Raw genomic sequence first — 25,179 nt, 5'->3', positions numbered from 1 at the left:
ACTACGAAACCACGCGCCGCTTCCTGGACCGCCTGCTGCCCGAGTACGCCTCGCACCTGCACGCGCCCACCACCAGCCTGCGCCTGCACCGCATCGGCACCTGGAAGATGTCCTGGCGCAAGGACGACACCCGCCTGCACGTGGATGCCTTCCCTTCGCGGCCGGTGGGCGAGCAGCGCATCCTGCGCGTCTTCAACAACATCAACCCGCACGGCGATACCCGCCTATGGCGGGTGGGCGAAGCCTTCGACACGCTGTCGGCGCGCTACCTGCCGCAGATGCCGGCCTATCGGCCCGGCGTGGCCTGGCTGCTGCACAAGCTGCACATCACCAAGAGCCGCCGCAGCGCCTATGACCATTTCATGCTGCAGTTGCACGACCGCATGAAGGCCGACGCCGGCTACCAGCGCGACGGCATACAGGAAAGCATCGAATTCCCGCCCGGCAGCACCTGGATCTGCTTCTCGGACCAGACCCCGCACGCCGCCATGACCGGCCAGTTCATGCTGGAGCAGACCTACCTGCTGCCGGTCTCGGCCATGGCCCGGCCCGACCTTTCACCCCAGCGCGTGCTGGCGCGGCAGGTCGCCGCGGCGCACTAGCACTAGCGCCCTTCCCGTGGCCGCGCCCCGCGCGGCCGTTTCAGGCATTTCCCTCGGCCTGCTCGCGCCGCTGCGCGGCCGCGGCCCGTATGCATTCGATCAGCGCCCGCACCGCGTGCGAAGGCACCGCGTCGCTGCGCAGCGTCAGCCCGACCGAGGCCGAGGTGTGCTGCGTGTCGCAGGCCAGCCGGACCAGGCTGCCGGCGCGCAGGTCGTGCTCGACCACTCCCAGCGCGATCATCCAGACCGCGTCGGTGTGGGCCACGTAGGATCGGGCGAAGGCATCGGACAGGGTCTCGATCGCCTCGCGTCCCACGCCCACGCCATGACGGACCATGTACGAGTCGATGGTGTGGCGGATGGCCGTGCCCGGCAGCGGCACCACCATGCCGCAGGCGGCGATCTCCTCGGGCTCCACGCGGCGGGCCCGCGCCAACGGATGCCCCGGCCGCGCGACCACCACCACCGGTTCCTCGTACAAGTGCTCGTATGACAGGCCCAGCATTTCCGAGGGCTCCGCCACACGCCCCAGCACCAGGTCCAGTTCGCCCTGCTTGAGCAGCGCCAGCAGGCCCGCATTCACACCCGTATGCACGCTCAGCCGCACCGACGGCCATTGGCGCTTGAACAGGCTGGCAGCCTGCGGCCCGATGGTGGGGGCGACGGTGGGCAGCGTGCCGATCGCGATCACCGCCGCGTCGTCTCGCACGGCCGACGATACGTGATCCAGGCCCTCGCGCAGCGTACGCAGGCTGCTGCCGGCGTAGCCCAACAGCACGCGGCCCTTGTCCGTCAGCGACGCGCCGCGCTTGCCGCGGACCACGAGCTGCGCCTGCACCACGTCCTCGAGTTCCGCCAGGGTCTTGGAGATGGCCGGCTGCGAGATGCCCAGCGCATCGGCGGCCTGCCCCATGTGACGGTACGCGGCGATGGCGACCAGGCATTGGAGGTGCCGCAGCTTGATGCGGCCCAGTCCCATGGATATGCCGTGTTCCTGCATGAACCCTCCCCTGACCAGTGCGAATCATAACTAAAATGAAATCATCGCTTCTTATTTTTCATTTTTCATAACCAAAATAACTAAATACACTGCGGCAAAACATCAGTATCAGGAGCGAGACCCATGCCCGTTCTTCGACCGGCCCTGCTGGCCGTCGCCATGCTTGCCGCTTATCCCGCCGCGCACGCGCAATCCGACTACCCAACCAAGCCTGTACGCGTCCTGGTCGGCTCGCCGCCGGGGGCGCCCTCGGACATGGTCGCCCGTGTCCTGGCCGAACGCCTGGGCAGCCGCTTCAAGCAGACCTTCGTCGTGGAAAACCGCGCCGGCGCCAACAACGGCCTGGCCGCGCAACAGGTCGCCAAGGCCGCGCCCGACGGCTACACGCTGCTGGTCACGCCCGACACCGTGGTCACGGTCAATCCCTTCGTCTACAAGAAGATGGACTTCGACCCGCGCACCGATCTCGTGCCGGTCTCGCTGGTGGCCAACTTCAACCAGATGATGGTGTGCGGCGCCGCGCTCAAGCTCACGTCCATGGAGCAACTGATCACGCGCGCCCGGCAGACGCCGATGACCTACGCATCCGGCGGCCAGGGCTCGCCCGGCCATCTCGCGGCCGAACTGGTCCTGAGCAAGGCCGGCGTCGCCATGACCCACGTGCCCTACAAGGGTCCGAGCCCGGCGATGACCGACGTCATGGGCGGCCAGGTCGACTGCGGCTTCCTGGCGACGCCCACGGTCCTGCCCAACGTCCAGGCCGGACGGCTGACCGCGCTGGCGGTGTCCTCGGCCCGGCCCTCGCCCATGGCGCCCACCGTGCCCACCTTGCCGCAGGTCGGACTGCCCAACATCGACGCTTCGTTCAACCAGTACCTGATGGCGCCCAAGGACACGCCGGCCGCCGTGCTCCAGGCCCTGCAGGAAGCCGTGACGGCCGCGCTGCAGGAAGCGCCCGTGCGCCAGCGCCTGACCTCGCTGGACCTGACGCCGGTGGGCCAGGTGGGCGCGCAGGCCGCAGAAACCCTGAAGCGCGACACGGCCAAGTGGGCCGAGGTGGTCAAACGCATCGATATCAAGGAATAGGCCGCCTGACTACTACACTACGGGGGCAGGCCGCGACGCAGCGGCCGCGCCGACAAGATATCTGCCCCCGGAGACCCCCATGCCCGCATTCACCCGTCTGGCCGCCACCGGCATCGCTGCCACGCTTGCCGCGGCCGTCGCATCGCCCGGCCACGCCCAGGACTATCCCAGCCGTCCCATCCGCGTCATCGTCCCCTACTCGGCCGGCGGCGGCGCGGACAATGCGGCGCGGGTGATCGCGCAGCGGCTGGGCACGGCACTGCACACACAGGTCGTGATCGACAACCGGCCGGGCGCCAGCGGCATGATAGGCGCGCAGGCGGTGGCCCAGGCCACGCCCGACGGCTATACCGTGCTGTACGACGCCTCCACCTACGCGGTGAACCCCGCGCTGCGCAAGATGCCCTTCGATCCGGACAAGGACCTCGTGCCCGTGTCGCTGGCGGTCACCGTGCCCAACATCCTGGTCGTCCACCCCGACGCCCCCTACAAGAGCTTCAAAGAATTCGTGGACTACGCCCGCCAGCATCCGGGCAAGGTCAGCTACGCCTCGTACGGCGCCGGCAGCCCCGCCCACCTCGTGGGCGAGCTGCTGAAGAACCAGGCCGGCATCGACATGCTGCATGTGCCCTACAAGGGCGGCGCTCCGGCCCTGGCCGACGTGATGGGAGGACAGGTGAACGCCTACTTCGCCAACGCCGCGTCGGGCCTGTCCTACGTCCAGTCCGGCCGCCTCAAGGCGCTGGCCGTCACCTCCGCCAAGCGCATGGCCGCGCTGCCCGATACGCCCACCATCGAGGAAAACGGCTTCAAGAACTTCGAAGTGCTGGAATGGAATGGCTTCTTCGTGCCCAAGGGTACGCCGCCGGCCGTGGTCGACCGCCTGGCGAAGGAGATCAAGGCGGCCGTGTCGGATCCGGATACCCGCGCCAAGCTGAACAAGCTCGGGCTGGACACCGTGGGCGGCACGCCAGCCGAGTTCGCCACGTTCATCCAGGGGGAGACCCGCCGCTGGAAGGAGCTGGCGACGGCGAACAAGATCACGGTGGAGTAAGAGGAGCTTCCCGTCGCTGCGGCGGACAAGCGCCCACTGTCGGGTCATCCCCGCTCCCGCGGGGAACACTAGGCATCAAGCTGATCGAGCGAAATCCCGAGCGCTTGGGCAATGCGGGCCCGGGTCGCCTTGCGCGGCCGGGCATCGGGGCCTTCCATGTTCGCGTAGGTCGGTTGCCGCACCTCAAGACGCGCGGCCATTTCCGCCTGGGTGATCCCAAGGTACTCCCGCCACGCCCGGATCAGGCTCCATCCATTCTTGATCTGAAGGCTGATCACCTCATGGGGCACCGCCTCCCCCGCGGGGATGCGCGGCTTATTGCCAGTCAGCGCAATGTATTCGTCGTAGGGAAGCACAACGAAGGCTGGCCGGCCGTCGCTAGTGTTGATGATGGTGTGATTCGTGCTCATCGCATTCTCCGCCGGGCTATTGCCCGGATGGGGTTTCAGTACGTCTGGTCGTCGCGCTTCTTCACCTCTTGCACTTCGACGATTCGGATTTCATGATCCGCGTCAAATAGCACTCGATACTTACCGACGCGCAGGCGGTAACCGCACTGGTGCTTCGTAAGGGCTTTCACATTCTGGGCGTTGGGCAAGTCCACCAACGTGGACACGGCATCAACAATCGCTTCGCGGGCCTTCTGCGTACCAACCGTTGCCAATTGCTTGCGAGCCTTCTTCATCCAGTTGATGGTGTACATCTATGCCTTATCGGATATAGGTTATTTTATAGGAAAACCTATATAAAATCCATGACTCGGGGATCGCGCAGCAGGTAGCGCACCGGGCTCATGCGTGAGCGCGAAACATGATTCGTCCCCGCTCCCGCGGGGAACACGATCAGGATGTCGTTGCACGGGCTCATCGCAACGGTTCATCCCCGCTCCCGCGGGGAACACCCGTTAGTGAAATCCAAAATAACCGGCACCGCCGGTTCATCCCCGCTCCCGCGGGGAACACTAGTAGATGGCCGTCAAAGGGTCAGGCACACCCGGTTCATCCCCGCTCCCGCGGGGAACACAACATGAAGATCATGCGCTCGGCAACCGAGTTCGGTTCATCCCCGCTCCCGCGGGGAACACGATGCCAGATATCGCTGATCGTAAAGACTCCGTCGGTTCATCCCCGCTCCCGCGGGGAACACTTGAATGTCGGCCCCTAGCGCCAACTCACCTACGGTTCATCCCCGCTCCCGCGGGGAACACTCCACGCCGGCTCCGATGCCGGCCTGGTAATACGGTTCATCCCCGCTCCCGCGGGGAACACGCATGCTCGAACGCCTGTCAGAGCCGCTCACGCGGTTCATCCCCGCTCCCGCGGGGAACACCGCGGAGTTGCCAGCAATACGCGTGTCCCGTCCGGTTCATCCCCGCTCCCGCGGGGAACACAATATCTGCTGCGTACTGGTCGACGAGTGTCACGGTTCATCCCCGCTCCCGCGGGGAACACGATGCAGCGGGAGATACGGCGGCCGCCCAGCGCGGTTCATCCCCGCTCCCGCGGGGAACACCTCCTCCGGGCCGAAACTGGAAGCGTCCGGAACGGTTCATCCCCGCTCCCGCGGGGAACACTACGCCGACGACAACGGGTTCGACCAGGAGATCGGTTCATCCCCGCTCCCGCGGGGAACACTCTTGCCAGCATTGATATGTGGCGCGATGGTGCGGTTCATCCCCGCTCCCGCGGGGAACACAAGCCGGTGGCAATGGCATTGCTCGGGGCGACCGGTTCATCCCCGCTCCCGCGGGGAACACTTCGTTCGCCAGCCGCATCTGGGCCAACTCCGCGGTTCATCCCCGCTCCCGCGGGGAACACTCGTCGGCGAGCGGCGCAGGCGACGAGCGGGTCGGTTCATCCCCGCTCCCGCGGGGAACACCCCTGGCCTGCCGCCTGTGCGGCGGCGAGGAGCGGTTCATCCCCGCTCCCGCGGGGAACACTGGCGGAGTACGTGGCCGGGGGCGGGATCCGCTGGTTCATCCCCGCTCCCGCGGGGAACACTAGACGCTGGTAGCGTAGATGCCGCCGGCAGCAGGTTCATCCCCGCTCCCGCGGGGAACACTGCGAAGCGCTGGCGGTTTCCAGGGTCGCGATCGGTTCATCCCCGCTCCCGCGGGGAACACGCCTCGGGGTCCTTCACGTCCAGGCCGAAATGCGGTTCATCCCCGCTCCCGCGGGGAACACAGGAAAACCGCTCGCCGTCAGCAGAACGCCCACGGTTCATCCCCGCTCCCGCGGGGAACACCCGGGATGATCCGGCATGTCAACAAGAAAGTGCGGTTCATCCCCGCTCCCGCGGGGAACACCACATCCACATCCAGCGTGCGGATACGCTCGCCGGTTCATCCCCGCTCCCGCGGGGAACACGGCGGCATGACAAACACCGTGCGGCCGTTGGACGGTTCATCCCCGCTCCCGCGGGGAACACGGGTGCCTGCACCAGGACCGGGGAACAATCTGCGGTTCATCCCCGCTCCCGCGGGGAACACGTTAGCCAGGCGCTCGAGTGGATCGATGGCGGCGGTTCATCCCCGCTCCCGCGGGGAACACCCCAATCCCCCGCAGGTCATCGACGATCCGCGCGGTTCATCCCCGCTCCCGCGGGGAACACGGGAAGGCTTTCATGGGCTACGGCCGAGCGGGCGGTTCATCCCCGCTCCCGCGGGGAACACCCGAGCAGGCGCAGCAATATGCAACACAGATTCCGGTTCATCCCCGCTCCCGCGGGGAACACACCAAACACAACCGACTGTTTTCAAAAGAAAAAATCGGATGCCGAAAACCCACCAACTTTCTTGTTAAAGAGCCGACCCCTCTGGCGGCATGAACGCAACCAGCCTCAACCCATCGTAGTCGATCGGTTCCCGGCGGTTCGCCCCAAGCGTCTGGAAGTCATAACCGGACTCGCTGTTGCTGGCCCAGGCCATCACGACGTTGCCGTCTTCATGCCCCGCGTCGAGCTGCTGCCAGATCATTTCCCGCGTGCGCCGCGAGACGTCACCGATATAGACACCGGCTCGGACCTCGAGCAACCAGATGGCCAATCTCCCCCGCAATCTTGGCGGGACGTTTTCGGTGACGACCACAAGGAAGCTCATCAGCGGCTCCGATGTCCGACGTCGCCATCGCTTTCCGGATTCGGAATGGCTGGAGGGACGGATTCAGGAGGAGCCTCGGGTGGCAGGATGCCGCCGGCCGCGAGTACATCTTCGATCAGCGGAATGATGCGTCCGAGCAGTTTGTCCGACCGGAACAAGTCCCGGCAGGCCAGACGCACCTCGCGCTCGGGCGCTTCGGGGGATTTGGCCGCGATGCGAAAGGCGAGCGGTACCACGGTTTCGAATTTGTACAGGTCGGCGATGTCGTAGACGAAGGAGAGCGGCTTTCCAGTGTGGATGAAGCCGACCGCCGGCGCGTATCCCGCCGCGAGCACGGCAGCCTCGGTGATGCCATACAGGCAGGATGTGGCGGCGGACAGGCAGCGATTGGGAATGTCCGCGGCATCCCACTGCTGGCGGTCATAGTTGCGGGCCTGCCAGTTCACCTTGAACTGCTGCGCCAGGAGCTTGTAGGTGCCACGCACGCGCGCGCCTTCGATGCCGCGCAGTTGCTCGACGCTGCGCCTGGCGGGAGCCGGTTCGCCGAATCGGACTTCGTACATCTTGCGTACGACTTTCAGGCGCAGGTCGTCGTCCAGCGCAAGCTTGGCCTGGTAGAGCAGGCGGTCGGCTCGTGCGCCGCCGGGCTGTCCGCTCGAATACAGACGCACGCCGGACTCGCCTACCCAGACCAGCAGCGTACCCACGGTGGCGGCAAGGTTGACCGCCGCGTGGGAAATACGCGTGCCCGGTTCGAGCATGATGCACGCCACCGAGCCGACCGGAATGTGTTTGCGCACGCCGGTCTTGTCTATGAGGACGAACGCTCCATCCAGCACGTCGATCTGACCGTACTGGACGAAGATCATCGAAATGCGGTCTTTCATGGGCAAAGGCTTGAGGGGCGGAAGCAAGTGATTGCCGGCCATGCCCACCCCCTCACACGTTCAGGCGAACCGTCATAGCGGCCTGCGAACAAGCATCAGGCCGCACCCGAAGGCCTTGGCATGCCCCAGCCCCGATGTCAAGGTAGCCGCGAAGGCTTCGGGATCGGTCACACGCAGTCCCCCACGAAAATCCACGGAGCTGAAGCGGATACTGTCCGCCTTGCCGACATGCTGGGTATAGCCGTCCACGGACAGCCCCACCTCGTCGATCAGAAAGCCGTGCTGCCCACCCTGCTGGTTGAGCCACGCGGTACATGCGGATCGCACCAGCGAATAGCCCGACGCTCGCTCCGAGCCTTCCTCCTTGGCCCGCCGCTTGGCATCCATCACCACATCGTGACGGCGACTCTTGCCGTCCTCGTGCTTGCGGGTGACCACGGGGTTGGCTCGTAGTTCGAACTCCAGCTCGTCACCGGCTTGCAGCCTGGGAGCATAGGGCCGCGTTTTCACGGACCAGGCGTCGCTGAAAGCCACGGGAGGACGCTTGGAGACCACGTAGAAACGCATGGCCTGCCCCTGGTCCGCCCGGCGGAAGATATGGTCCCGGGCCGAGCCGGCTTCGGAAGGGAAAAAGCGCCACAGCCACTGGTGCTCGGCATAGACCCCCGGGAACAACTGGTGCGTGGCCTCGTTTTCCCGGCCCGGCGTGGGGGTGATGACACTGAAATGCATGTCAGGCCTCCTGGGGCAACATCGCTACGTGCTGAGTGCGTTCGCCGTACTGCCAGGCGCCCCGATGAATCAAGCGGTCACGCTGGCGAACGGTCAAACTGGATTCGACGCCCGGTGTCATGCCATCGCACCAGGTCAGCTTGAAGGGGCGACGGGTCGATCCGTCCGCGGCGTGCGGGTACCCGGACAATGCGGCCAGCACGTCGTCGACGTCCATCAGGCAAGGCGCCATGGGAGCCTCGAGCGGGCACGATTTTCGTCCCAGGTAGGGCACGAAAGCTGGAGTCAACAAGGCCTGGCGCAAGGCATCCAGCGGGTAAGGCGCCTCGTCGTCGGCCTGGACGGCGACGCGATACCGGACGCCTTGCACGTGATCGCGCGTGGACAAGATGGTGTTCAACTCCGTTCTGCGAAATGCCAACTCATCCTTGCGAGTGGCATGCCGCGTTCCCTTGAGCTGGCTGCGCGAAGCGACCTGTGCGGTATGGTAGTCCCGCAGCATCGGACCGCAGGCATACACGCCGACCGCCATCAGGTAGTGCCGGTGGACAGCCTGGATCTCCTCTTCCTGATCGCGTCGCAGACCCAGTGCCGCGCACAGCAAGCCCGCCAGGGCCGATACCGTGGGAAGGTCGTGCGTGCCCCGGTATTCGCCGACGGCCGCTTCTCCCCAGGACGCCATGGCGCCTTGCAGTTGAAAGACCAGGTACGCCATGGCTCAGTCCTGGATGAAGTCGATCAAGGCTTGCAGCGAACCCGTGCCCGCATCGGTATCCATCGCCAGGCTGGCATCCGAGCAGGCACCGTAGGTCTTGTCGAAATTCGCGCGCTGCTTCTGCAGGGACTCGATGGCCTCGGTCAGCATCGATCGATCGTCGCTACCCTGCACGGGCCGCAGGAAAGCCTGAGAAAGACTGCGTGGCTGCTGAGCGCCCTTCTCCGCCAGCACGTAGGCGGCATAAGCCCGCGAGGCATAGCTGTTCTGCATGCCGGTGGGGCTCACTTTGGCGATGGCCTCCAGCAAGGAAGCCATCGCCCGGTTCGCCAGGGTCTTGTCGCCTTGCAGATTTTCTTGCAGCAGCGTGCGGTTCACGCACACGTACAAATAGAACAGGCCCGCACCGTAACCTCGTTCGCCAATGTGACCCGCCCCAGTGTCCGTGTCCAAATCATCCACGGCGCTGAAATAATCGTCCTCGACTTCCGCGCGATGAACCGTAAAAGCGTGCGCGACCTGCACGGCTGCATCCACATTGAACTCATTGGCACTGGCAAGCATGCGGCCGAACATGGAAACGTCCACGGCGGTAGCGTCCTTGCTGAGCAGATCGAGCTCGGCGGCCTCGGGGCCTTTACCGCGCTGAACACAACTGGCCGCCAATTGCAGCGCAGCCTGTCGCTCCGCGGGTGAAACGTGCACGATCTCCTTGATCTGCAGCAGTTTCTTCAAGTCCGGTTCCTGCGTGCCGTCGCCGTCGGCTTTCTTCTTCTTTGACTCCGGCTTCTCGACTTCCAGGGAACCGAAGGCGGCGGCAATCTGGCGGGCCCACTCCAGGGCCTTCTGCGCATCCAGCCCCTGGGCCAGCATGGCGTCATGCACGTCTTTTCCAAGCAGGCGGGTACGCGTTCCCAGGTGTTCTCCCACCGCGGCCTGGAACAGATCGGAGGTACGCCAGGCACGTTTGAGGCTTTGCGAGGAGACCCGCAACCGCAAGGCGCCCCCCATTAGCGCCGTCTTGGGGCGGCCCGTGTCGTCGCGGTTCAGGTTGGCGGGCGCGTAGTGAGTCAGGATATGCAATTGGATGAAGTCGGACATGGCGTTCCTCTGTACAGCGCAAGTGGGATGAAGCGGATGGGCGAGTGGGCAAGGCTGGCCTAGTTGGGCCAGCGGTAATAGTCATACGCCCAGGCGCGTTTCACTTTGTCGCCCCAGAACACGACATCGCGGGCGAGCAGAACCGGGCATACGAGACCATCGATCAAGGGCAGCATCCGACGCAGCCCCGTGAACAAAGCTTCGTCGTTGTGTGCATCGAGCAGTCGGCGAAAACGTAACTCGCTGACGGCATTGCGATCAGAGCCCGCCACACGCTCGCTCATGGCCAACGGCAAGGCAAGGCGGCCGACGGGCTGCTTCAGACGCGCCATCAACGCGCAAGCCATGGCCAGGCGATCGGCCCGTTGATTACTGAACGCTCCCGGATGAAGTTCCTCCAACTGGTGGCGCAAGCGATGCACTGCGGGGCACATGATGGCATCGAGCACCGAAGAGGCTCGGCGCAACTGCGCTCGCCCCCCTTTGTCGTATTCGTCCAGATAGGCCAGCCAGCGCCGGATGGATTGCCCTTCGGGGCTATCAGAGGTCAGGGTCAAGGGCATCACGCCTCCTGCTCATGCTGGGTTTTGGACTGCCTGTTTGCGGCGGGCTTTGCAGGCTCGACAGGCAGGTTCAGTGTTTTCCTCAGTTTTTCGCCGAACATGGTGGCGCGCAGCAATTTGTTGGCCGCCGCAACGCGGCGCGGGTTGCTGCGGTCGATTGCTCCCGCCCCGACGAACACGTCATCGAACAGAGCAAAATTGGTCTGCTGCAATGTGTTCAGCCACGACTGGCCAAGCCCTTCCAGATCGACGTCGCTCGCCCCTGAACGGATGGCGTGGATCAGTTGTCGGAGCAGTTCATAGAATGCCGCTTCGGTTCGGTTCCAGAACGCAGCGTCCACCGCGCTGTAATCGCCTCGGGCCTCGCCGCTGAACCAGGCCGTCTTGACGGCACTGCGCAGGACATAAACGCTATCCCTGGCGCCAGCCAGCCAGCTTTGAAGAGTGAATTGCAAACGCTTGATTTCACTCGGGCCGCAATCCTCAAGGCTGTACACGGGCAATCTCGCTTCGTACCAGCATCGGGCCTTCATGTTGTCCATATCGAAACCAAAGGCCCACAGACTGAGAGTGGCTCCCGCCTGGCGCTCCCTGCGGCTGGTTCGGAAGTGGGCCACCACACGGGCCGGACGCTGGGAGGCCTTGTCATCGCTCACCCCCACCAGCCAGGGCAGCCAATGGCGATAGCCGAATCCCCCTGGTTGCGGATGCAACGGCAGCCAATCGCCCTTGAGCTGATAGTAGGGCGACAGCACATGATCCCAAGGCCCCTTGTAGTTGAACCCATAGGGGGCCGTGGCATATTGGGTCAGCAGCCCGGAATGGGTCCGATGGCAGATGTCGCATGTGCCTTCGACGGTACTGTCGAAATCCAGCCTGATCCGCCGCGGCATCGCCCAGAAGATATGCATGGGATGGGTCTGGACGGGACTCGTCTCGCCCTGATCGGGTTGGATCGCCTCGACCGGCGCCAGCCATGGGAAGGTAAAGTGCGGCGCGGACTTCTTGATGTCGCCGCCGTGCGCATGGCGTTCCGGCGGTTCCATGACGTTCAGCCACAGATCGTGCCACAGCGACCTGGCCGGTTCGCAGGCCAGCAAGGTCGTCAGCGGCCCCCCACCTCGCAAGCCCGTGCGGTGTCCGGCGCCCCCCGCGGGAGCGTTGATCTGCAAGGTCAGCAAGGCGGTCATCGCGCAGTGCGGGCAAAGGCGCTCGATGCGGCCACGCTTGACGAAATGGTCGCTGTTGTTCTTGATCGCGTTCTCGCCCGGGGAATCGATCAACAGCCCCGCGATTCCGAAATCGGCCTTGGCCGCCAGCGCGTGATCCTGCATGAAACGCGCGCCGTCACCGTCGTAGGTAAAATAGGCAATGTTGCCTTCCCACCAGGATTGCAGCGTGCTGGCGTCGGGAGGCGAAGCGAACCAGCGCTCCCAGTCGCGAGCCTTGTTCAGGGGAGCGTGCGTGGACAACAGGCCGATGGCGAACTGAGCCAGGGCACCGTTGAAATCCGCGCGATCCGCGTCGAAGGCGATCAGGTCCGGGGACGTCAGCTCGCTGGGGGCGATCCAGCGGCGCCTTCCTGAACGGTCGCGTACGGGCATCCATGCATCGGTTAGCAGTGACATCGCACTCCCCCTATCTTGAACAATGGAGGCATTCTAGACACGCACTCTCGATTCGTCAACAGAAACTAAGTATGCATTGCTCGAAAATATTTGAGGAGGGGGCGATATCCGAGAGTGCGATAATTAGGGGATCCCCTACAGCAGGCGAACACACAAGGGGATGAACCGTATGCGTTGCTACGGGCAAACTGTTCCCCGCACGAGCGGGGATGGAACGAGGGTGTCCCCTACCCTCGTTCACTCTCTCCCGAACGGGAGTGCAAGCAACCCGAACCTCCCGTCATAAACCCACTGTCGCACCACCAACTTCTCGTCCCCCTCCCTCCCCATAGCGCTCCCCACCCAATCGCCCCCCACCCGCTCCAAAACCAGCAACACCGACCACTTCCCCTGATCCGGCAACGTCAACCGGGCGGCTTCCCAAACCTGCAAGCGCTGCGGGTCTTCCGGCGGAACGGCTTCCGCGACCAACCGTTCCGGCACCCGTACCGTGCTGTAGGACCAGGCATGCCGGAGCTGCTCGTGAACACTCCATGGCACCACGCGATCACCCTCCCACCGGCACAGCACCACGTTTGCACTGGGCTCGCCCAAACGCGTGGGGGTCTGCGCATCCGACCACCAGTGCTCTCCTCGCCAGACATAACCGACATCCAGCTTGATGGTGTTTCGATGCGCGTGAGAGGCCTCGCTGCTCTCCGCGCCGATCGCCTCATTGGCCGTGAACTGCAGACCAGCCGGCATTTCCACGTCCTCCGCGAACACGCCTTCGATCAACCGCCGCGCATCGGCAGGCATGCGCAGTTGGCCTTCCTGCATGAAGCGGGCCGTCCACCACAACTGGCCATGATGGCGATAGACCTTCACCGACTTGGGGAAGGCATCCTTGAACCAGGTCGAACCGGGCTCCTCCGTCCAGGCCGGCCCCAACACCCACAGGCACGGCTGATCGCGGCCATCGGGTTCAGCGGAATCGGCCAGGCGATTGCCCCATGCGTCGCGCCGATGGCGTTGCAGGCGACCCGCCCGCTGGATGAGACGATCGATGGGTGCCAGATCGCTGATCATCCAGTCCCAGTCGGCATCAAGTGATTGTTCGGCGACCTGCGTCGCGATGACCAGCCGTCCGCGGCGCTGTTCCGCGGTGCTGTACGCGCCAAAGTGATCCAGGACGCGCGCCTCCATGTCCAACCGATCGCGCAAGGTGAAGCGCGCATGAAAGAGCATGAGATGCTCTGCGTCCAGCTCATCGGCGAACAGCGCATGGGCGGCCATGGCATCCGCGACCGTGTTGCGCACCCAGCAAACACAGCGCCCCGCCGCCAGCGCACGGCGGATGCCGGCAACCACCTCGTCCTGGTCCGATACGTAGCGTATCTTCACCGTCCGGCTGACGTCCGCCCGCGTTTCCACGCAACGGGTCGCCACCTGCCGCGGCTGGTCCGCGCTCCAGCTCGTGATCAGGGGATAGTCCGCCTCGACAGGCAACTCAGGTGGGTCGTGACGACAGCCCGCCGCGAACGCCGCCAGCAAGGCACGCTTCATGCGCTCGGGCAACGTGGCAGAAAGCAGGATCGCGCTGCCGCCCGCCGACGCATGCGCGCGGAGCAGGACCTCCAACACGCCCTGCATGTAGGCATCGCAAGCATGAACCTCATCGATGATGAGTACCTTGCGGAACAGGCCCAACAGCCGCAAGGACTGATGCTTGCCCTGCAGCACCGCCATCAAGGCCTGATCGATGGTGCCCGCGCCAGCCGGCGCCAGCAGCGCGCGCTTGTTGTGGTCGGCCAGCCAGGCAGTGCAACGGGCCGAGGCCGTTTCATCCCCCTGCGCCTGATCGTGCTCGGCGGGCCCGGGACTCAGGACCGAGGCGGCAAAGGCCTCCACCAGTTCGCGCTGGCCGTTCGCCAGCACCAGACTGGCCAGGCCCTCGAATAGCCGGACATAGAAATGACTCAGGCGGCCGTACATGGCGTTGGCCGTGGCCATGGTGGGCAGGCCGATGAAGAAACCGTCTGCCGCCCCGGCACTCATCAGCCGGTGGGTCAGCATCATGGCGGCCTCGGTCTTGCCCGCGCCGGTGACGTCTTCCAACAGGTGAATCTGCGGACCGTCGTGCAAGGAAACCTCGCTCGCCCAGGCTTGCAATGGAGACGGTTGCGTCAACGTTGGGAACAACTCGATGAAGGTGGCCCGCTGGCGGGCTTCGACAGGCAGAACACCGATAGCTTCACAAGCGTCGGCAGCAAGCTCCTGCGCCCGCGTCCAATACTCCGCAAGCGAAACCTCGTCGTCCCGATACGGAAAATAATCCTGGTTGGAGCCGACCCAATCCGCAAGTACTGCCACCCCGGCTATCCACCAGGAGAGCTCACGGCTGGCGTCCTCGAACGCGTCGACATCGACAAAACAAGGAGCTTCCCAATCCATGTCCGCGAGAAACAATTCGCGCATGTGATGGACGAATTGCCGAATGGCCCGATGATCGTCCGGATTCACGAAGTGGGGCCAGGGGTTCTCCACGCTCTCGGAAGGAGGCTGGCCATGATGGCCAGTCACTGCGCGCACCCAATGATCAATCGCGCGCATCAGCGAGACGCTGTTGGGACCGAACCAGCCCTCGCCGATCGCTTCGCCCTCCAGCACCGACGACCAGTAGACCAGCCCAAGCGTATCGTGCCGGATCGAATAGCCATGGCGGCTTTCCCGGCCCTGCAGCTTCAGCAGGATATCGTTGCGCTGGCCCTGAAAAGTCGTGGCGAACTTGCCCAGATCGTGCAGAACGAGCCAGAAAGCGACCCACCCTTCCAACTGCTCGGCGTTCATGGCCAGGCGGGCACAAAGCAGGCGGCGAAGCGACGAAGCGCGCCGGAGATAAGCGACGCCACAAGCGGCCACGTCCAGGCAGTGGTATGGCAACAGATGCCAACCGATCGAACCGTTCTTCGACGGCTTCGCTTTCCCCCAGTATTTCAGCGACAGGTCAGCCATGACTACACGATGCGGAGACTCCGTTTTTCATTACGCCATCAAAGGGCCGCATGACGGCGGCGAGGGCATGACGGTTCAATGATGGTTTTTCATCAAGATAACATTTTGATAAAAACGGATACAAATCGGGTTATCCCGGCAGGAGCTAGCCAGCCACCAACGGATTAGAGACCGCAAGATGGGTTATCGCCGTCTTGGGATTGCGGGGTAGAACGTGCGAACAGAACAGAGTGTCCCGCCTCGTCGTGGACTCTGGACACCGTCCTACTATTCATCCAGAGCGGAATACGCCACACGAGCCCGTCACCAGATGATTCCCAAGCCTGCGGCTTCGCAAAGATCGCCCAGGCGGCGAACGGGATATCCGATTGGCCGCCGGTCCAACGGCGAACGGTACGACTGTCGGATAGGCCGACCAGTTGGGCAGCCTCGGCGCCAGTCAATCCTGCCGGGCCGTTGGAGGTTACAGCAAGCCGGCTTCGTTATTTGTCCCGGACTGCCCGCTCACGCAGAGAACTTCTTCTCAATACCCTACTTCTTTTTGAGGGCGCACAGCCAAAATGGACGCGGTTTCGCCATGCAATTGATATAGGACAACATAGCCGCGTTGCCCGAAATCGATCAGCCATTCACGAAACTCCGCGTCCATGTCTTCGATCGGACGACCGACGCGCAGCTGCTTGGCAAGCATCCCCACCCCGGTGCGGATTGCTTGTACGGCACGTCGCGCGGCGCTTATATCCTTCTGCGCGTGAAAGCGATATAGGTTCTGCACATCGTCTAGTGCCAGTGGCGTCCATATCACTCGTGGCACATGGGTGGCTCCGCATCCTTACCCGCTTCGAGCTTCGCCAGCCAGGCATCCGCTTCTTCAAGCGCCAAGTGCAATCCGTTGGCCTGATAGTCATTCCATGCACGCATCGCATCCTGCTTGAACGCCTCGCGCTCCACGTACTGCGTGATTGCTTCGCGCATGATCCAGTGGGCCGAACGGTCCCGCTGATCTGCAAGGCGATGTATGCGAGCTTTCAAGTCGTCATTGAGCTTGATGGTCGTGGCCATGATGGAATGTATATTCGAAGGTAATACTAGTGAATACCATAGTCCTTGTGCGAGTGTCCGTCTACGGCGTGTGGCAATGGCTTATGCTGGCTCACGCACAGGAAGGGCCACGGACAAGACTCTGGCCATATGGATCGGTTCATCCCCGCTCTCGCGGGGAACACTCCATTTCCGACCATCGCGCCAGGCGCAGTTCCGGTTCATCCCCGCTCTCGCGGGGAACACACGAGCTGAGCGAAGCGCGCCTGCGTGATCTTCGGTTCATCCCCGCTCTCGCGGGGAACACCCGTCGTAGATCACCTTGGCGAACTCGTTTTGCGGTTCATCCCCGCTCTCGCGGGGAACACCGCCGAGAACGCAAGTGCGAGCCGTCGAAAGCCGGTTCATCCCCGCTCTCGCGGGGAACACGGATTCAGTGCCCTCCGGCTCCGACTCCCGATCGGTTCATCCCCGCTCTCGCGGGGAACACGCCGCCTCACTCCAAGAGCAGAAAGCCCGAACCGGTTCATCCCCGCTCTCGCGGGGAACACCATGCTTTGGCATCGTCCCACTCGAGGAAGAACGGTTCATCCCCGCTCTCGCGGGGAACACGCTGCATCGCTTGAAAAGGCCCCGCATCACGGCGGTTCATCCCCGCTCTCGCGGGGAACACGTGGCGGTGGTCGGGCTGGCCGCCCAACTCTACGGTTCATCCCCGCTCTCGCGGGGAACACGCCCCCACCCTCCGCGGCAAGAAATCGGAGAACGGTTCATCCCCGCTCTCGCGGGGAACACCATCGAGAACGAGCTACTCCAGATGTACTGGGCGGTTCATCCCCGCTCTCGCGGGGAACACCACAGTCCGGTAGGTGCCGCACTGCCGGATCCCGGTTCATCCCCGCTCTCGCGGGGAACACCAACAAAAATCCTAAAAAAATGTTGGGTTTTGCGGTTCATCCCCGCTCTCGCGGGGAACACCGCCCAACGCGCATGAGCGCATGGACATCATTCGGTTCATCCCCGCTCTCGCGGGGAACACGCCTCCCGGTCTACATTGGTGGCGAAGGATGCCGGTTCATCCCCGCTCTCGCGGGGAACACTCGGGTTGCTTGTAGGGACTCGGCTGCGGTGCCGGTTCATCCCCGCTCTCGCGGGGAACACGCTGACAGCAGCTCAATCACTTGAGGTGCGTACGGTTCATCCCCGCTCTCGCGGGGAACACCGCACCGGGAGCCGCGCCCACTGCCGAATGGACGGTTCATCCCCGCTCTCGCGGGGAACACGGGTTGCCAGGCATCGTTTTGCACAACGTCGTCGGTTCATCCCCGCTCTCGCGGGGAACACAGGCGCTGGACGCGCTCCCAGAACTCGATCTCCGGTTCATCCCCGCTCTCGCGGGGAACACCGAGGATTTCGCATGGCTGGTGGTCCAAGAGGCGGTTCATCCCCGCTCTCGCGGGGAACACACCAAACATAACCGATTGTTTTCAAAAGAGAAAATCGGACGCCAAAAATCTACCAACTTTCTTCCAGGAAACTCAACTCGTTAGAAAGCCGAAAGAACAGGCTTCAACTCGTCATGTCAACCAGACATTGCAGCTTATTTCTCAGCGGACAGAACCTAGCGGAGCAAGGGCATCGACCTTGTCAGCCACTACCTGGCACGCCGCCACAAGGTCTGTGACGATCCGATCATCGACACTCAAATCTCCTCCATACTCACCGAGATTACGGATGTCGTGACACTTCGAGAGCACTCGCCAGACCGCCGGTCCGAGACCCAATGTGTGGGGTAGCAATTGGAAAACCAGATAGCGATTTGTTGACCGATACCCGTTCCATCGCAGCGCAGCCAGGCAAAGTGCGTGGGCGGCGTTGTAGGCCAGATCGAAACGGCTCTCGATGGACAGGGACGAATTGAGTGCGTCCTTCAGCCTCGCATGACCTGACCTCTTCAAGCCGTCGAATTCCTTGGCGTCCGGCGGCTCCGCCTTGAGCGGCTTGCCTGGGCCGGTCAGGCTCTCAAACGGGGAGGTCGTCGGGGCCTCCCAGGATCCAGAGCTTGGGCTGATCCAGCACTCGGGAAAGGAAAGACTCCTGTACGGTCACCCGCTTCAAGAATTCCGCGCGAGTCAAGATAGTGGGGTTCACTGGCCGCCCCAGTGTGTGGCTTGCCTCTTCCAATGCTTCAAAGACATCTCCGTAGCTCACGTCATCGCTCACAAGCATAAGATCAATGTCGCTTCGCGCCGTGTCCATTTTCTTCGCAACAGAACCGTAGACAAACGCCGCGGTGATTCGACGCTCCAGAGGCCGAAGAGCACTGCGCAGAGGTTCTGCCAACCCTATCGTCTTCTGCACGATCGCACACAGTTCCTCAAAAATCGGGGAGTCTGGGTTGGCCTGATAGTGCTTTTGATTGCCAACAGCCTTGACGGTGACCAGGCCGCTCTGAGCCAAGGCCGCCAACTCACGCTGAACCGCGCCGGAGCCACTGGCCACGATTCCCATCACCTCGTTGGCATAGAAACTGCGCCAAGGCTGGCCGAACAGCAATCCCAACACGCGCTGTTTGGTTCGAGGGAATAGGGCATCGGCCAAGTTAGAGTGCATGGTGAAGCAAAACATACCCATATTGGGAATGAATTTACCCAATATGGGTATTTAATTCAAGGTATTTCTACAGGCGAATTGGCTACTGCACAAATGCACCCTTGGCCAAGATCAGGCATACACCCGAGTAACCTCCCCACTCTCGCGGGGAACACCAACCAACCCTAAGCACTTGTTTTAAAAAGAAAAAACCGTCCTCCAAAATCCACCGTTTTTTTTCAACGATCCACGCCGCCCAACAGAACAACCGCTGTCATCGCCAAACCATCATACTCAACCCGCCCCGCTTCTATCCAATTCACGCGCGCCGATCGGGACTCGTCCTCCCTTCAAACCCACGCTGGACCGCCAGCCCGCGAAAACCCAGCCCGCCAGATCCAGCAGACGGGCAAGGGTGCAAGCGTTTTTCGAAGGAATTCAGCGTATCCTAGGCAGCTGATTTTTCTTCTTTTGTGTTAGAGCAGCATGGCTAGCCTGTCACGCGATGAACAGATCGCGGCACTGCGCCGGGATGGTCTGGTGGTGGTGCGCAATTTCCTGGATGACGACGCCTGCGCGGCGCTGCTGCAGATCGCGCGCGCGCAGCTCAATGCCCATATCGAGCCCATCGAGTACGAGGCGGACCTGGGTTATCCGGGCGCGCCGACTTCGCGCGAGGCCGAGGGCGGGCGGACGGTGCGGCGGCTGCTGGATGCGTGGTCGCGCGACGAGGCCTATCGGCAGTACGCGACCTGTGCGCCCATCCGCGACTGGATGGCGGCGTACTTCGGCGAACCGGCCAAGCTGTCGCTGGCCCATCACAACTGCGTCATGACCAAGCATCCGCGCTACGGCACGCTCACGGGCTGGCACCGGGACTTCCGCTACTGGTCGTTCCAGCGCGACGACATGGTCTCGATCTGGCTGGCGCTGGGCGACGAAGTGGACCGCAACGGCGCGCTGCACCTGGTGCCGGGATCGCACCGGGAAAGCTTCGATGCCTCGCGCTTCGATGAACGCAAGTTCTTCCGCGACGACCTGCCCGCCAACCGCGCGGTCATCGAGCGCGCCATCGTGCCGGAGCTGCATGCGGGCGATGTGATGTTTTTCCACTGCAATACCCTGCACGCGGCCGACCGCAACGCCACGGACGAGGTGAAGTTCTCGGCGGTGTTCACCTACCACGCCGCCAGCAACCGTCCGCTGCCCGGCACCCGTTCGGCCGCCAAGGGCAGCATCAGCCTGGAAGGCGCATGAACCTAGCGCGCATGCGCGCGCAGTTCCTCGGCCGCCAGCTCATCGGCCAGCGCGCCGGCCTGCAGCAGGAACGGTGACCGGTCGTCCCGGCGGCGGCTTACGATCACCGGCGAGGTGAATCCGGGGCTGTCCAGCGGCACATAGACGATGTCTTCGCGCTGCAGGCGCTGCACCGACGCGGGCACCACGGTCACGCCCAGGCCGGCGGCGACCAGTCCGATGGCGGTCTGCAGTTCGTTGGCCTCCTGGACCACGTCCAGCCCATGGCCTGCCGCGCGGAACAGGCCCAGCACGTGATCGGCGTAGCTGGGCCGCGGCCGCGCCGGATACAGGATGAAAGGCTGCGCGGCCAACTCGGCCGCATCCACCCCGCGGCGCGCGCGCCGGGCCAGTGGATGGGCGCGCGCCACCACCGCGACCAGCGGCTCGGCCATCAGTACCTTGCGTTCGATGTCGGGGTCGTCGAAAAGAATGCGCCCGAAGCCGATGTCGATGCGGCCCGCCTTGAGCGCTTCCATCTGCTGCAATGTCGTCAGCTCCGACAGACCCACCTCGACGTGCCGGTCCGCGCCCCGCAGGCGGCGGATCAGCTCCGGCACGAATCCGTACAGCGTGGACGGCACGAAGCCCACGCCGAACCAGCGCCGTCCCTGCTGGCCCAGGCGCCGGGTGGCCTCGGTGATCTCCTGCAGGCGCGCGGTCAATTGCAGCGAGTGTTCGAGCAGGAAGCGGCCGGCCTCGGTCAATCGCAGCGATCGGCCGGTGCGCTCGAACAGAAGCACTCCCAGTTCGTCTTCCAGCGCGCGTATCTGGCGGCTGAGCGGCGGTTGCGCCATGTGCAGTTTCTCGGCCGCGCGCGTCACGTTCATTTCCTGCGCCACGGCCTGGAAGTAGCGGAGTTGCCTGACGTCCATCGATACCTTCAGGGTATTGAAAACGCCAAATATAGTCTTGGACTCAGGAAAAATCGAATCCCATACTGGCTTCCCGAACCAAACAAACCGGAAAAGTATGGTTTTCCCACGCATCGAGTCGATCGAGGCCATCCTGGTCGACCTGCCCACCATCCGTGCCCATCAGTTGGCGATGACGGTTATGAACGTGCAGACGCTGGTCATCGTGCGCCTGCGCTGCTCCGACGGCGCGGAGGGGCTGGGAGAAGCCACCACCATAGGCGGGCTGAGCTACGGCGAGGAAAGCCCCGAAGGCATCAAGCTCGCCATCGACACCTACCTGGCCCCGGCGCTGCTGGGGCAGGATGCCTCGAACGTGCTGGCCGCCGCTCGGCGCATGAACCGGGTGGCGCGCGGCAACACCTTCGCCAAGTCGGCGCTCGAGACGGCGTTGCTCGACGCGCAGGGCAAGCGGCTGGGCGTACCGGTCTCGAAGCTGCTGGGCGGCGCCGTGCGCGACGCCGTTCCCGTGCTCTGGACACTGGCCAGCGGCGATACCCGGCGCGACATCGAAGAGGCCGAGTCCCTGCTGGCCGCACGGCGGCACGACACTTTCAAGCTGAAGATCGGCCGCCGCTCCGTGGCCGAGGACGTGGCCCACGTGTGCGCCATCAAGCAGGCGCTGGGTACGCGGGCACGCGTGACCGTGGACGTGAACCAGGCCTGGAGCGAGTCGCAGGCGGCCACCGGCATCGCCCGGCTGGAAGCGGCCGGCGTGGATCTGATCGAGCAGCCGCTTCCCCGCGCCCATCGCGCCGGCATGGCCAGGCTGGCCGCGCGTTTCGTCGTGCCCATCATGGCCGACGAGGCCGTCCACAGCCCTGAGGACGCCATGGACCTCGCCCGCCTGGGCGCAGCCGACGTGCTGGCCCTGAAGATCTCCAAGTCGGGCGGCCTCTACGACGTGCTGCGCACCGCCGCCGTCGGCGATGCCGCGGGCATGGCGCTGTACGGCGGCACCATGCTCGAAGGCAGCATAGGCACCGTGGCCGCCGCGCACGCCTTCGCCACCCTGCCCCGTCTTGAATGGGGCACCGAGCTGTTCGGCCCCTTGCTGCTGGTGGACGACGTCGTCCAGCAACGTCCTGCCTATCAGGAATTCTCGATGACGCTGCCCACCGCGCCGGGGCTGGGACTGGCGCTCGATGAAGAAAAACTGACGCGCTACCGCCGCGACCGTTGAAGCGCCCTATCACCAGGAGAGTCACATGTTGTTCCTCGTCCGCATGGATGTCCGCCTGCCGCCCTCCATGCCCAAGGAAGAAGCCGATGCGCTGAAGGCCACGGAGAAAGCCTATTCCCAAGGCCTGCAGCGGCAGGGCAAATGGCCGCACCTCTACCGCGTGGTGGGGGAGTACGCCAACTACAGCATTTTCGACGTGGCCGACAACGACGAGCTGCACACCCTGCTGTCGTCGCTGCCGCTGTTTCCCTACATGGAGATCCACGTCACGCCGCTGGCCCGCCACCCCTCGTCCATTCACTGAGCGTCCCGGCGGCCCATCCGCATCTACTATCCATATCGGAGACAACGATGAAACCCCTGCATAAGACGACGTCCGCCCTGGCCCTGGCCGCCCTGTTTGCCCTGCCGCTCGCGGCGGCGGCCGCGGGCGACGGCTACCCGGACCACCCGGTCCGCTGGATCGTTCCCTTCCCGCCGGGCGGCGCCATGGACAACATCGCGCGCACGCTGGGCGAAGCCATGGGCAAGAGCCTGGGCCAGTCCTTCGTGATCGAGAACCGCGCGGGCGCCGGCGGCAACATCGGCGCCACCGCGGTGGCGCGCGCCAGGCCGGACGGCTACACCATCATGATCGTGGCCAACGGCATGGCGGTGAACCCCGCGCTGTATCCCGACATGGCCTACGACCCCGTCAAGGATTTCGCGCCCATTTCGCTGCTGGCCGTCGTGCCCAACGTACTGGTGGTCAATCCCCAGCGTATCCAGGCCAGGACCGTGCCGGAAGTCATCGCGCTCGCCAAGGCGCATCCCGGCAAGTACACCTATGCCTCGGCCGGCGTGGGAACCTCCATCCACCTGGCGGGCGAGCTCTTCGCCAAGATGGCCGGCGTGCAGATGCTGCACGTGCCCTACAAGGGCAGCGGCCCGGCGATCGCCGACATGCTGGGCGGACAGGTCGACTACATGTTCGACAGCATCACCTCGTCCAAGCCGCACATCGATGCCGGCAAGCTCGTCCCCATCGCGGTCACCACCAGGAAGCGTTCGGCCGCGCTGCCCAACGTGCCGACGGTGGCCGAGGCCGGCCTGCCCGGCTATGAACTGACGCCGTGGTTCGCCGCCTTCGCGCCGGCCGGCACGCCGCCCGCCGTGATCGACAAGTTGAACCGCGCCATGCGCGACGCGCTGAAGACGCCCAAGGTGCAAGGCACGCTGGCCGCGATCGGCGCCGAGCCCATAGGCGGATCGCCCGCCGAACTGCGCGACTATCTCGCCTCGGAAATCAAGAGCGGGCGCGAGCTGATCGAATCGCGCGGAATCAGGATGGAGTGATACGCGAACCCGGGGCTGTCTCCGAAGCGCATCCTCGCGCATAATGCGCCGTTCATCGAAGCGGAACTGCGGAGACAGCCCCATGAAAATAGAAACCCTGGCGGTACACGCCGGCTACAGCCCCGAGCCCACGACCCACGCGGTGGCCGTGCCCATCTACCAGACGGTCGCCTACTCCTTCGACAGCGCGCAGCATGGCGCCGACCTGTTCGACCTGAAGGTGCCGGGCAACATCTACACCCGCATCATGAACCCCACCACCGACGTGCTGGAGAAGCGCGTGGCCGCGCTCGAAGGCGGCGTGGGCGCGCTGGCGCTGGCATCGGGCATGGCGGCCATCACCTACGCGATACAGACCATCGCCGAAGCCGGCGACAACATCGTCGCGGCCAGCACGCTGTATGGCGGCACCTACAACCTGTTCGCCCATACCTTCCCGCAGCAGGGCCTGGAGACGCGCTTCGCCGACCCGTCCGATCCCGCGTCGTTCGCCCCGCTGATCGATGCGCGGACCAAGGCCATCTTCTGCGAGTCGGTGGGCAACCCGCTGGGCAACGTCACCGACATCGCCGCGCTGGCGGACATCGCGCACGCCCACGGCATCCCCCTGATCGTGGACAACACCGTCCCCAGCCCCTACCTGTGCCGGCCGTTCGAGCACGGCGCCGACATCGTCGTGCACGCGCTGACCAAGTACATGGGTGGCCACGGCAACAGCATGGCCGGGGCCATCGTCGACAGCGGCAAGTTTCCCTGGGCGAAGCACAAGGATCGTTTCCGCCGGCTGAACGAGCCCGACGTTTCGTACCACGGCGTGGTCTACACCGAAGCCCTGGGCGAGGCGGCCTTCATCGGCCGCGCGAGGGTCGTGCCGCTGCGCAACACCGGCGCCGCGCTGTCGCCCTTCAACGCTTTCCTGGTGCTGCAAGGCATCGAGACCCTGCCCCTGCGCATGGACCGCATCTGCGACAACAGCCAGGCCATCGCCCAATACCTGCAGGACCACCCCAAGGTCGGCTGGGTCAACTACGCCGGCCTGTCCGGCCACCCCGACCACCACCTGGCGCAGCGCTACATGGGCGGACGCGCCTCGGGCATCCTGTCGTTCGGCCTGAAGACCGGCGGCCGCGAGGCCGGCGCCCGGGTGCTGGATGCGCTCAAGCTCTTCACGCGACTGGTCAACATCGGCGATGCGCGTTCGTTGGCCACGCATCCCGCGTCCACCACGCACCGCCAGCTGGATGCCGACGAGCTGAAGAAGGCCGGCGTGAGCGAGGACATGCTGCGGCTGTCCATCGGCATCGAGCACCTGGATGACCTGATCGACGACCTGGACCAGGCGCTGGCCGCGGCCTGACC

23 protein-coding genes and 2 CRISPR repeat arrays are annotated in these 25,179 nt (G+C 64.4%); of the genes, 8 read left to right on the top strand and 15 right to left on the bottom strand.

The genetic code is table 11. From position 1 onward, the window contains the following. Positions 1 to 602, top strand: a 602-nt coding sequence (locus N5K27_RS03795) for a Kdo hydroxylase family protein (protein ID WP_279814759.1), incomplete at its 5' end; no start/stop codon positions are given. Positions 603 to 642: 40 nt separating this feature from the next. Here the strand turns inward: N5K27_RS03795 and pcaQ are convergent. Beyond that, the gene (gene pcaQ, locus N5K27_RS03790; protein ID WP_279814758.1) at positions 643 to 1,602 is read right to left on the bottom strand and encodes a pca operon transcription factor PcaQ; all 960 of its coding nucleotides are present in this window, start codon (positions 1,600 to 1,602) and stop codon (positions 643 to 645) included. A 123-nt stretch (positions 1,603 to 1,725) separates the two neighbouring features. Between pcaQ and N5K27_RS03785 the strand changes: the two genes are divergently transcribed. After that, the gene (locus tag N5K27_RS03785; protein ID WP_087836813.1) at positions 1,726 to 2,688 is read left to right on the top strand and encodes a tripartite tricarboxylate transporter substrate binding protein; all 963 of its coding nucleotides are present in this window, start codon (positions 1,726 to 1,728) and stop codon (positions 2,686 to 2,688) included. Between the two features lie 79 nt (positions 2,689 to 2,767). After that, positions 2,768 to 3,742 (top strand): tripartite tricarboxylate transporter substrate binding protein, encoded by a 975-nt coding sequence (locus tag N5K27_RS03780; protein ID WP_279814756.1) that lies wholly within the window; start codon positions 2,768 to 2,770, stop codon positions 3,740 to 3,742. 68 nt (positions 3,743 to 3,810) lie between these two features. Here N5K27_RS03780 and N5K27_RS03775 read toward each other — a convergent pair whose 3' ends face one another. From N5K27_RS03775 to N5K27_RS03715, 13 genes are all read right to left on the bottom strand, one after another. Next, positions 3,811 to 4,152, bottom strand: a complete 342-nt coding sequence (locus N5K27_RS03775; RefSeq protein WP_279814754.1) for a helix-turn-helix transcriptional regulator — start codon at positions 4,150 to 4,152, stop codon at positions 3,811 to 3,813. Between the two features lie 35 nt (positions 4,153 to 4,187). Beyond that, positions 4,188 to 4,445 (bottom strand): type II toxin-antitoxin system RelE/ParE family toxin, encoded by a 258-nt coding sequence (locus tag N5K27_RS03770; protein ID WP_279814752.1) that lies wholly within the window; start codon positions 4,443 to 4,445, stop codon positions 4,188 to 4,190. Positions 4,446 to 4,553: 108 nt separating this feature from the next. Then, a CRISPR array of direct repeats spans positions 4,554 to 6,475; the repeat unit is 29 nt; unit sequence CGGTTCATCCCCGCTCCCGCGGGGAACAC. A gap of 64 nt (positions 6,476 to 6,539) precedes the next feature. After that, positions 6,540 to 6,839, bottom strand: coding sequence for a type I-E CRISPR-associated endoribonuclease Cas2e (cas2e, locus tag N5K27_RS03765; protein WP_087836809.1), 300 nt, complete (start codon positions 6,837 to 6,839; stop codon positions 6,540 to 6,542). Further along, positions 6,839 to 7,726, bottom strand: coding sequence for a type I-E CRISPR-associated endonuclease Cas1e (cas1e, locus tag N5K27_RS03760; protein ID WP_087836823.1), 888 nt, complete (start codon positions 7,724 to 7,726; stop codon positions 6,839 to 6,841). Before cas1e ends, cas2e begins: the two co-directional genes overlap by 1 nt. 72 nt (positions 7,727 to 7,798) lie before the next feature. Continuing rightward, positions 7,799 to 8,458, bottom strand: a complete 660-nt coding sequence (cas6e, locus tag N5K27_RS03755) for a type I-E CRISPR-associated protein Cas6/Cse3/CasE (RefSeq protein WP_087836808.1) — start codon at positions 8,456 to 8,458, stop codon at positions 7,799 to 7,801. 1 nt (position 8,459) lies between these two features. Further along, positions 8,460 to 9,173, bottom strand: coding sequence for a type I-E CRISPR-associated protein Cas5/CasD (gene cas5e / locus N5K27_RS03750; RefSeq protein ID WP_087836807.1), 714 nt, complete (start codon positions 9,171 to 9,173; stop codon positions 8,460 to 8,462). A gap of 3 nt (positions 9,174 to 9,176) precedes the next feature. After that, complete coding sequence (gene cas7e / locus N5K27_RS03745; RefSeq protein WP_279814746.1) at positions 9,177 to 10,274, bottom strand: type I-E CRISPR-associated protein Cas7/Cse4/CasC; 1,098 nt, start codon at positions 10,272 to 10,274, stop codon at positions 9,177 to 9,179. Between the two features lie 59 nt (positions 10,275 to 10,333). Then, positions 10,334 to 10,837 (bottom strand): type I-E CRISPR-associated protein Cse2/CasB, encoded by a 504-nt coding sequence (gene casB, locus N5K27_RS03740; protein ID WP_279814745.1) that lies wholly within the window; start codon positions 10,835 to 10,837, stop codon positions 10,334 to 10,336. Beyond that, the gene (casA, locus tag N5K27_RS03735; protein ID WP_279814743.1) at positions 10,837 to 12,465 is read right to left on the bottom strand and encodes a type I-E CRISPR-associated protein Cse1/CasA; all 1,629 of its coding nucleotides are present in this window, start codon (positions 12,463 to 12,465) and stop codon (positions 10,837 to 10,839) included. The genes casB and casA overlap by 1 nt, the downstream gene beginning before the upstream one ends. A gap of 237 nt (positions 12,466 to 12,702) precedes the next feature. Then, positions 12,703 to 15,459 (bottom strand): CRISPR-associated helicase Cas3', encoded by a 2,757-nt coding sequence (gene cas3, locus N5K27_RS03730; RefSeq protein ID WP_279814741.1) that lies wholly within the window; start codon positions 15,457 to 15,459, stop codon positions 12,703 to 12,705. A gap of 523 nt (positions 15,460 to 15,982) precedes the next feature. Then, positions 15,983 to 16,234 (bottom strand): type II toxin-antitoxin system RelE/ParE family toxin, encoded by a 252-nt coding sequence (locus N5K27_RS03725; RefSeq protein WP_279814739.1) that lies wholly within the window; start codon positions 16,232 to 16,234, stop codon positions 15,983 to 15,985. A 26-nt stretch (positions 16,235 to 16,260) separates the two neighbouring features. Beyond that, entirely contained in the window at positions 16,261 to 16,521 is a 261-nt protein-coding gene (locus N5K27_RS03720; protein WP_279814737.1) for a CopG family ribbon-helix-helix protein, read from the bottom strand. Between the two features lie 135 nt (positions 16,522 to 16,656). Further along, positions 16,657 to 17,966: direct repeats of the CRISPR family, unit length 29 nt; unit sequence CGGTTCATCCCCGCTCTCGCGGGGAACAC. Between the two features lie 556 nt (positions 17,967 to 18,522). Then, entirely contained in the window at positions 18,523 to 19,101 is a 579-nt protein-coding gene (locus tag N5K27_RS03715) for a nucleotidyltransferase domain-containing protein (protein WP_243724383.1), read from the bottom strand. Positions 19,102 to 19,578: 477 nt separating this feature from the next. Here N5K27_RS03715 and N5K27_RS03710 point away from each other — a divergent pair, with 477 nt between their 5' ends. Continuing rightward, positions 19,579 to 20,349: a phytanoyl-CoA dioxygenase family protein gene (locus tag N5K27_RS03710; protein ID WP_087836799.1), complete on the top strand. Its 771-nt coding sequence runs from the start codon at positions 19,579 to 19,581 to the stop codon at positions 20,347 to 20,349. A gap of 2 nt (positions 20,350 to 20,351) precedes the next feature. On the opposite strand, the gene N5K27_RS03705 is transcribed toward N5K27_RS03710, so the two are convergent. Beyond that, entirely contained in the window at positions 20,352 to 21,263 is a 912-nt protein-coding gene (locus N5K27_RS03705; RefSeq protein WP_087836798.1) for a LysR family transcriptional regulator, read from the bottom strand. Between the two features lie 97 nt (positions 21,264 to 21,360). On the opposite strand from N5K27_RS03705, the gene N5K27_RS03700 reads away from it, so the two are divergent. From N5K27_RS03700 to N5K27_RS03685, 4 genes are all read left to right on the top strand, one after another. After that, positions 21,361 to 22,485: a muconate/chloromuconate family cycloisomerase gene (locus N5K27_RS03700; RefSeq protein ID WP_087836797.1), complete on the top strand. Its 1,125-nt coding sequence runs from the start codon at positions 21,361 to 21,363 to the stop codon at positions 22,483 to 22,485. A gap of 25 nt (positions 22,486 to 22,510) precedes the next feature. Next, entirely contained in the window at positions 22,511 to 22,789 is a 279-nt protein-coding gene (gene catC, locus N5K27_RS03695; protein WP_087836796.1) for a muconolactone Delta-isomerase, read from the top strand. A gap of 47 nt (positions 22,790 to 22,836) precedes the next feature. Beyond that, entirely contained in the window at positions 22,837 to 23,820 is a 984-nt protein-coding gene (locus N5K27_RS03690) for a tripartite tricarboxylate transporter substrate binding protein (RefSeq protein WP_132979090.1), read from the top strand. 82 nt (positions 23,821 to 23,902) lie between these two features. Beyond that, positions 23,903 to 25,177: an aminotransferase class I/II-fold pyridoxal phosphate-dependent enzyme gene (locus tag N5K27_RS03685; RefSeq protein WP_087836794.1), complete on the top strand. Its 1,275-nt coding sequence runs from the start codon at positions 23,903 to 23,905 to the stop codon at positions 25,175 to 25,177. Positions 25,178 to 25,179 lie beyond the last annotated feature (2 nt).

Origin of the sequence: Pigmentiphaga sp. GD03639 (genome assembly GCF_029845405.1) — a bacterium.
Classification (GTDB): Bacteria; Pseudomonadota; Gammaproteobacteria; order Burkholderiales; family Burkholderiaceae_B; genus Pigmentiphaga; species Pigmentiphaga daeguensis.
Note: the sequence above shows the minus strand (reverse complement) of the source record. Positions and strands in the feature narration are given on the sequence as shown.

Coding starts and splice junctions, on each gene's coding strand:
- pcaQ (WP_279814758.1), bottom strand. CDS start 1,602: ATGCAGGAACACGGCATATCCATGGGACTGGGCCGCATCAAGCTGCGG.
- N5K27_RS03705 (WP_087836798.1), bottom strand. CDS start 21,263: ATGGACGTCAGGCAACTCCGCTACTTCCAGGCCGTGGCGCAGGAAATG.
- N5K27_RS03710 (WP_087836799.1), top strand. CDS start 19,579: ATGGCTAGCCTGTCACGCGATGAACAGATCGCGGCACTGCGCCGGGAT.
- N5K27_RS03700 (WP_087836797.1), top strand. CDS start 21,361: ATGGTTTTCCCACGCATCGAGTCGATCGAGGCCATCCTGGTCGACCTG.
- N5K27_RS03690 (WP_132979090.1), top strand. CDS start 22,837: ATGAAACCCCTGCATAAGACGACGTCCGCCCTGGCCCTGGCCGCCCTG.
- cas6e (WP_087836808.1), bottom strand. CDS start 8,458: ATGCATTTCAGTGTCATCACCCCCACGCCGGGCCGGGAAAACGAGGCC.
- catC (WP_087836796.1), top strand. CDS start 22,511: ATGTTGTTCCTCGTCCGCATGGATGTCCGCCTGCCGCCCTCCATGCCC.
- cas2e (WP_087836809.1), bottom strand. CDS start 6,839: ATGAGCTTCCTTGTGGTCGTCACCGAAAACGTCCCGCCAAGATTGCGG.
- casA (WP_279814743.1), bottom strand. CDS start 12,465: ATGTCACTGCTAACCGATGCATGGATGCCCGTACGCGACCGTTCAGGA.
- cas3 (WP_279814741.1), bottom strand. CDS start 15,459: ATGGCTGACCTGTCGCTGAAATACTGGGGGAAAGCGAAGCCGTCGAAG.
- N5K27_RS03775 (WP_279814754.1), bottom strand. CDS start 4,152: ATGAGCACGAATCACACCATCATCAACACTAGCGACGGCCGGCCAGCC.
- cas7e (WP_279814746.1), bottom strand. CDS start 10,274: ATGTCCGACTTCATCCAATTGCATATCCTGACTCACTACGCGCCCGCC.
- cas5e (WP_087836807.1), bottom strand. CDS start 9,173: ATGGCGTACCTGGTCTTTCAACTGCAAGGCGCCATGGCGTCCTGGGGA.
- casB (WP_279814745.1), bottom strand. CDS start 10,837: ATGCCCTTGACCCTGACCTCTGATAGCCCCGAAGGGCAATCCATCCGG.
- N5K27_RS03720 (WP_279814737.1), bottom strand. CDS start 16,521: ATGGCCACGACCATCAAGCTCAATGACGACTTGAAAGCTCGCATACAT.
- N5K27_RS03685 (WP_087836794.1), top strand. CDS start 23,903: ATGAAAATAGAAACCCTGGCGGTACACGCCGGCTACAGCCCCGAGCCC.
- N5K27_RS03780 (WP_279814756.1), top strand. CDS start 2,768: ATGCCCGCATTCACCCGTCTGGCCGCCACCGGCATCGCTGCCACGCTT.
- N5K27_RS03785 (WP_087836813.1), top strand. CDS start 1,726: ATGCCCGTTCTTCGACCGGCCCTGCTGGCCGTCGCCATGCTTGCCGCT.
- N5K27_RS03770 (WP_279814752.1), bottom strand. CDS start 4,445: ATGTACACCATCAACTGGATGAAGAAGGCTCGCAAGCAATTGGCAACG.
- cas1e (WP_087836823.1), bottom strand. CDS start 7,726: ATGAAAGACCGCATTTCGATGATCTTCGTCCAGTACGGTCAGATCGAC.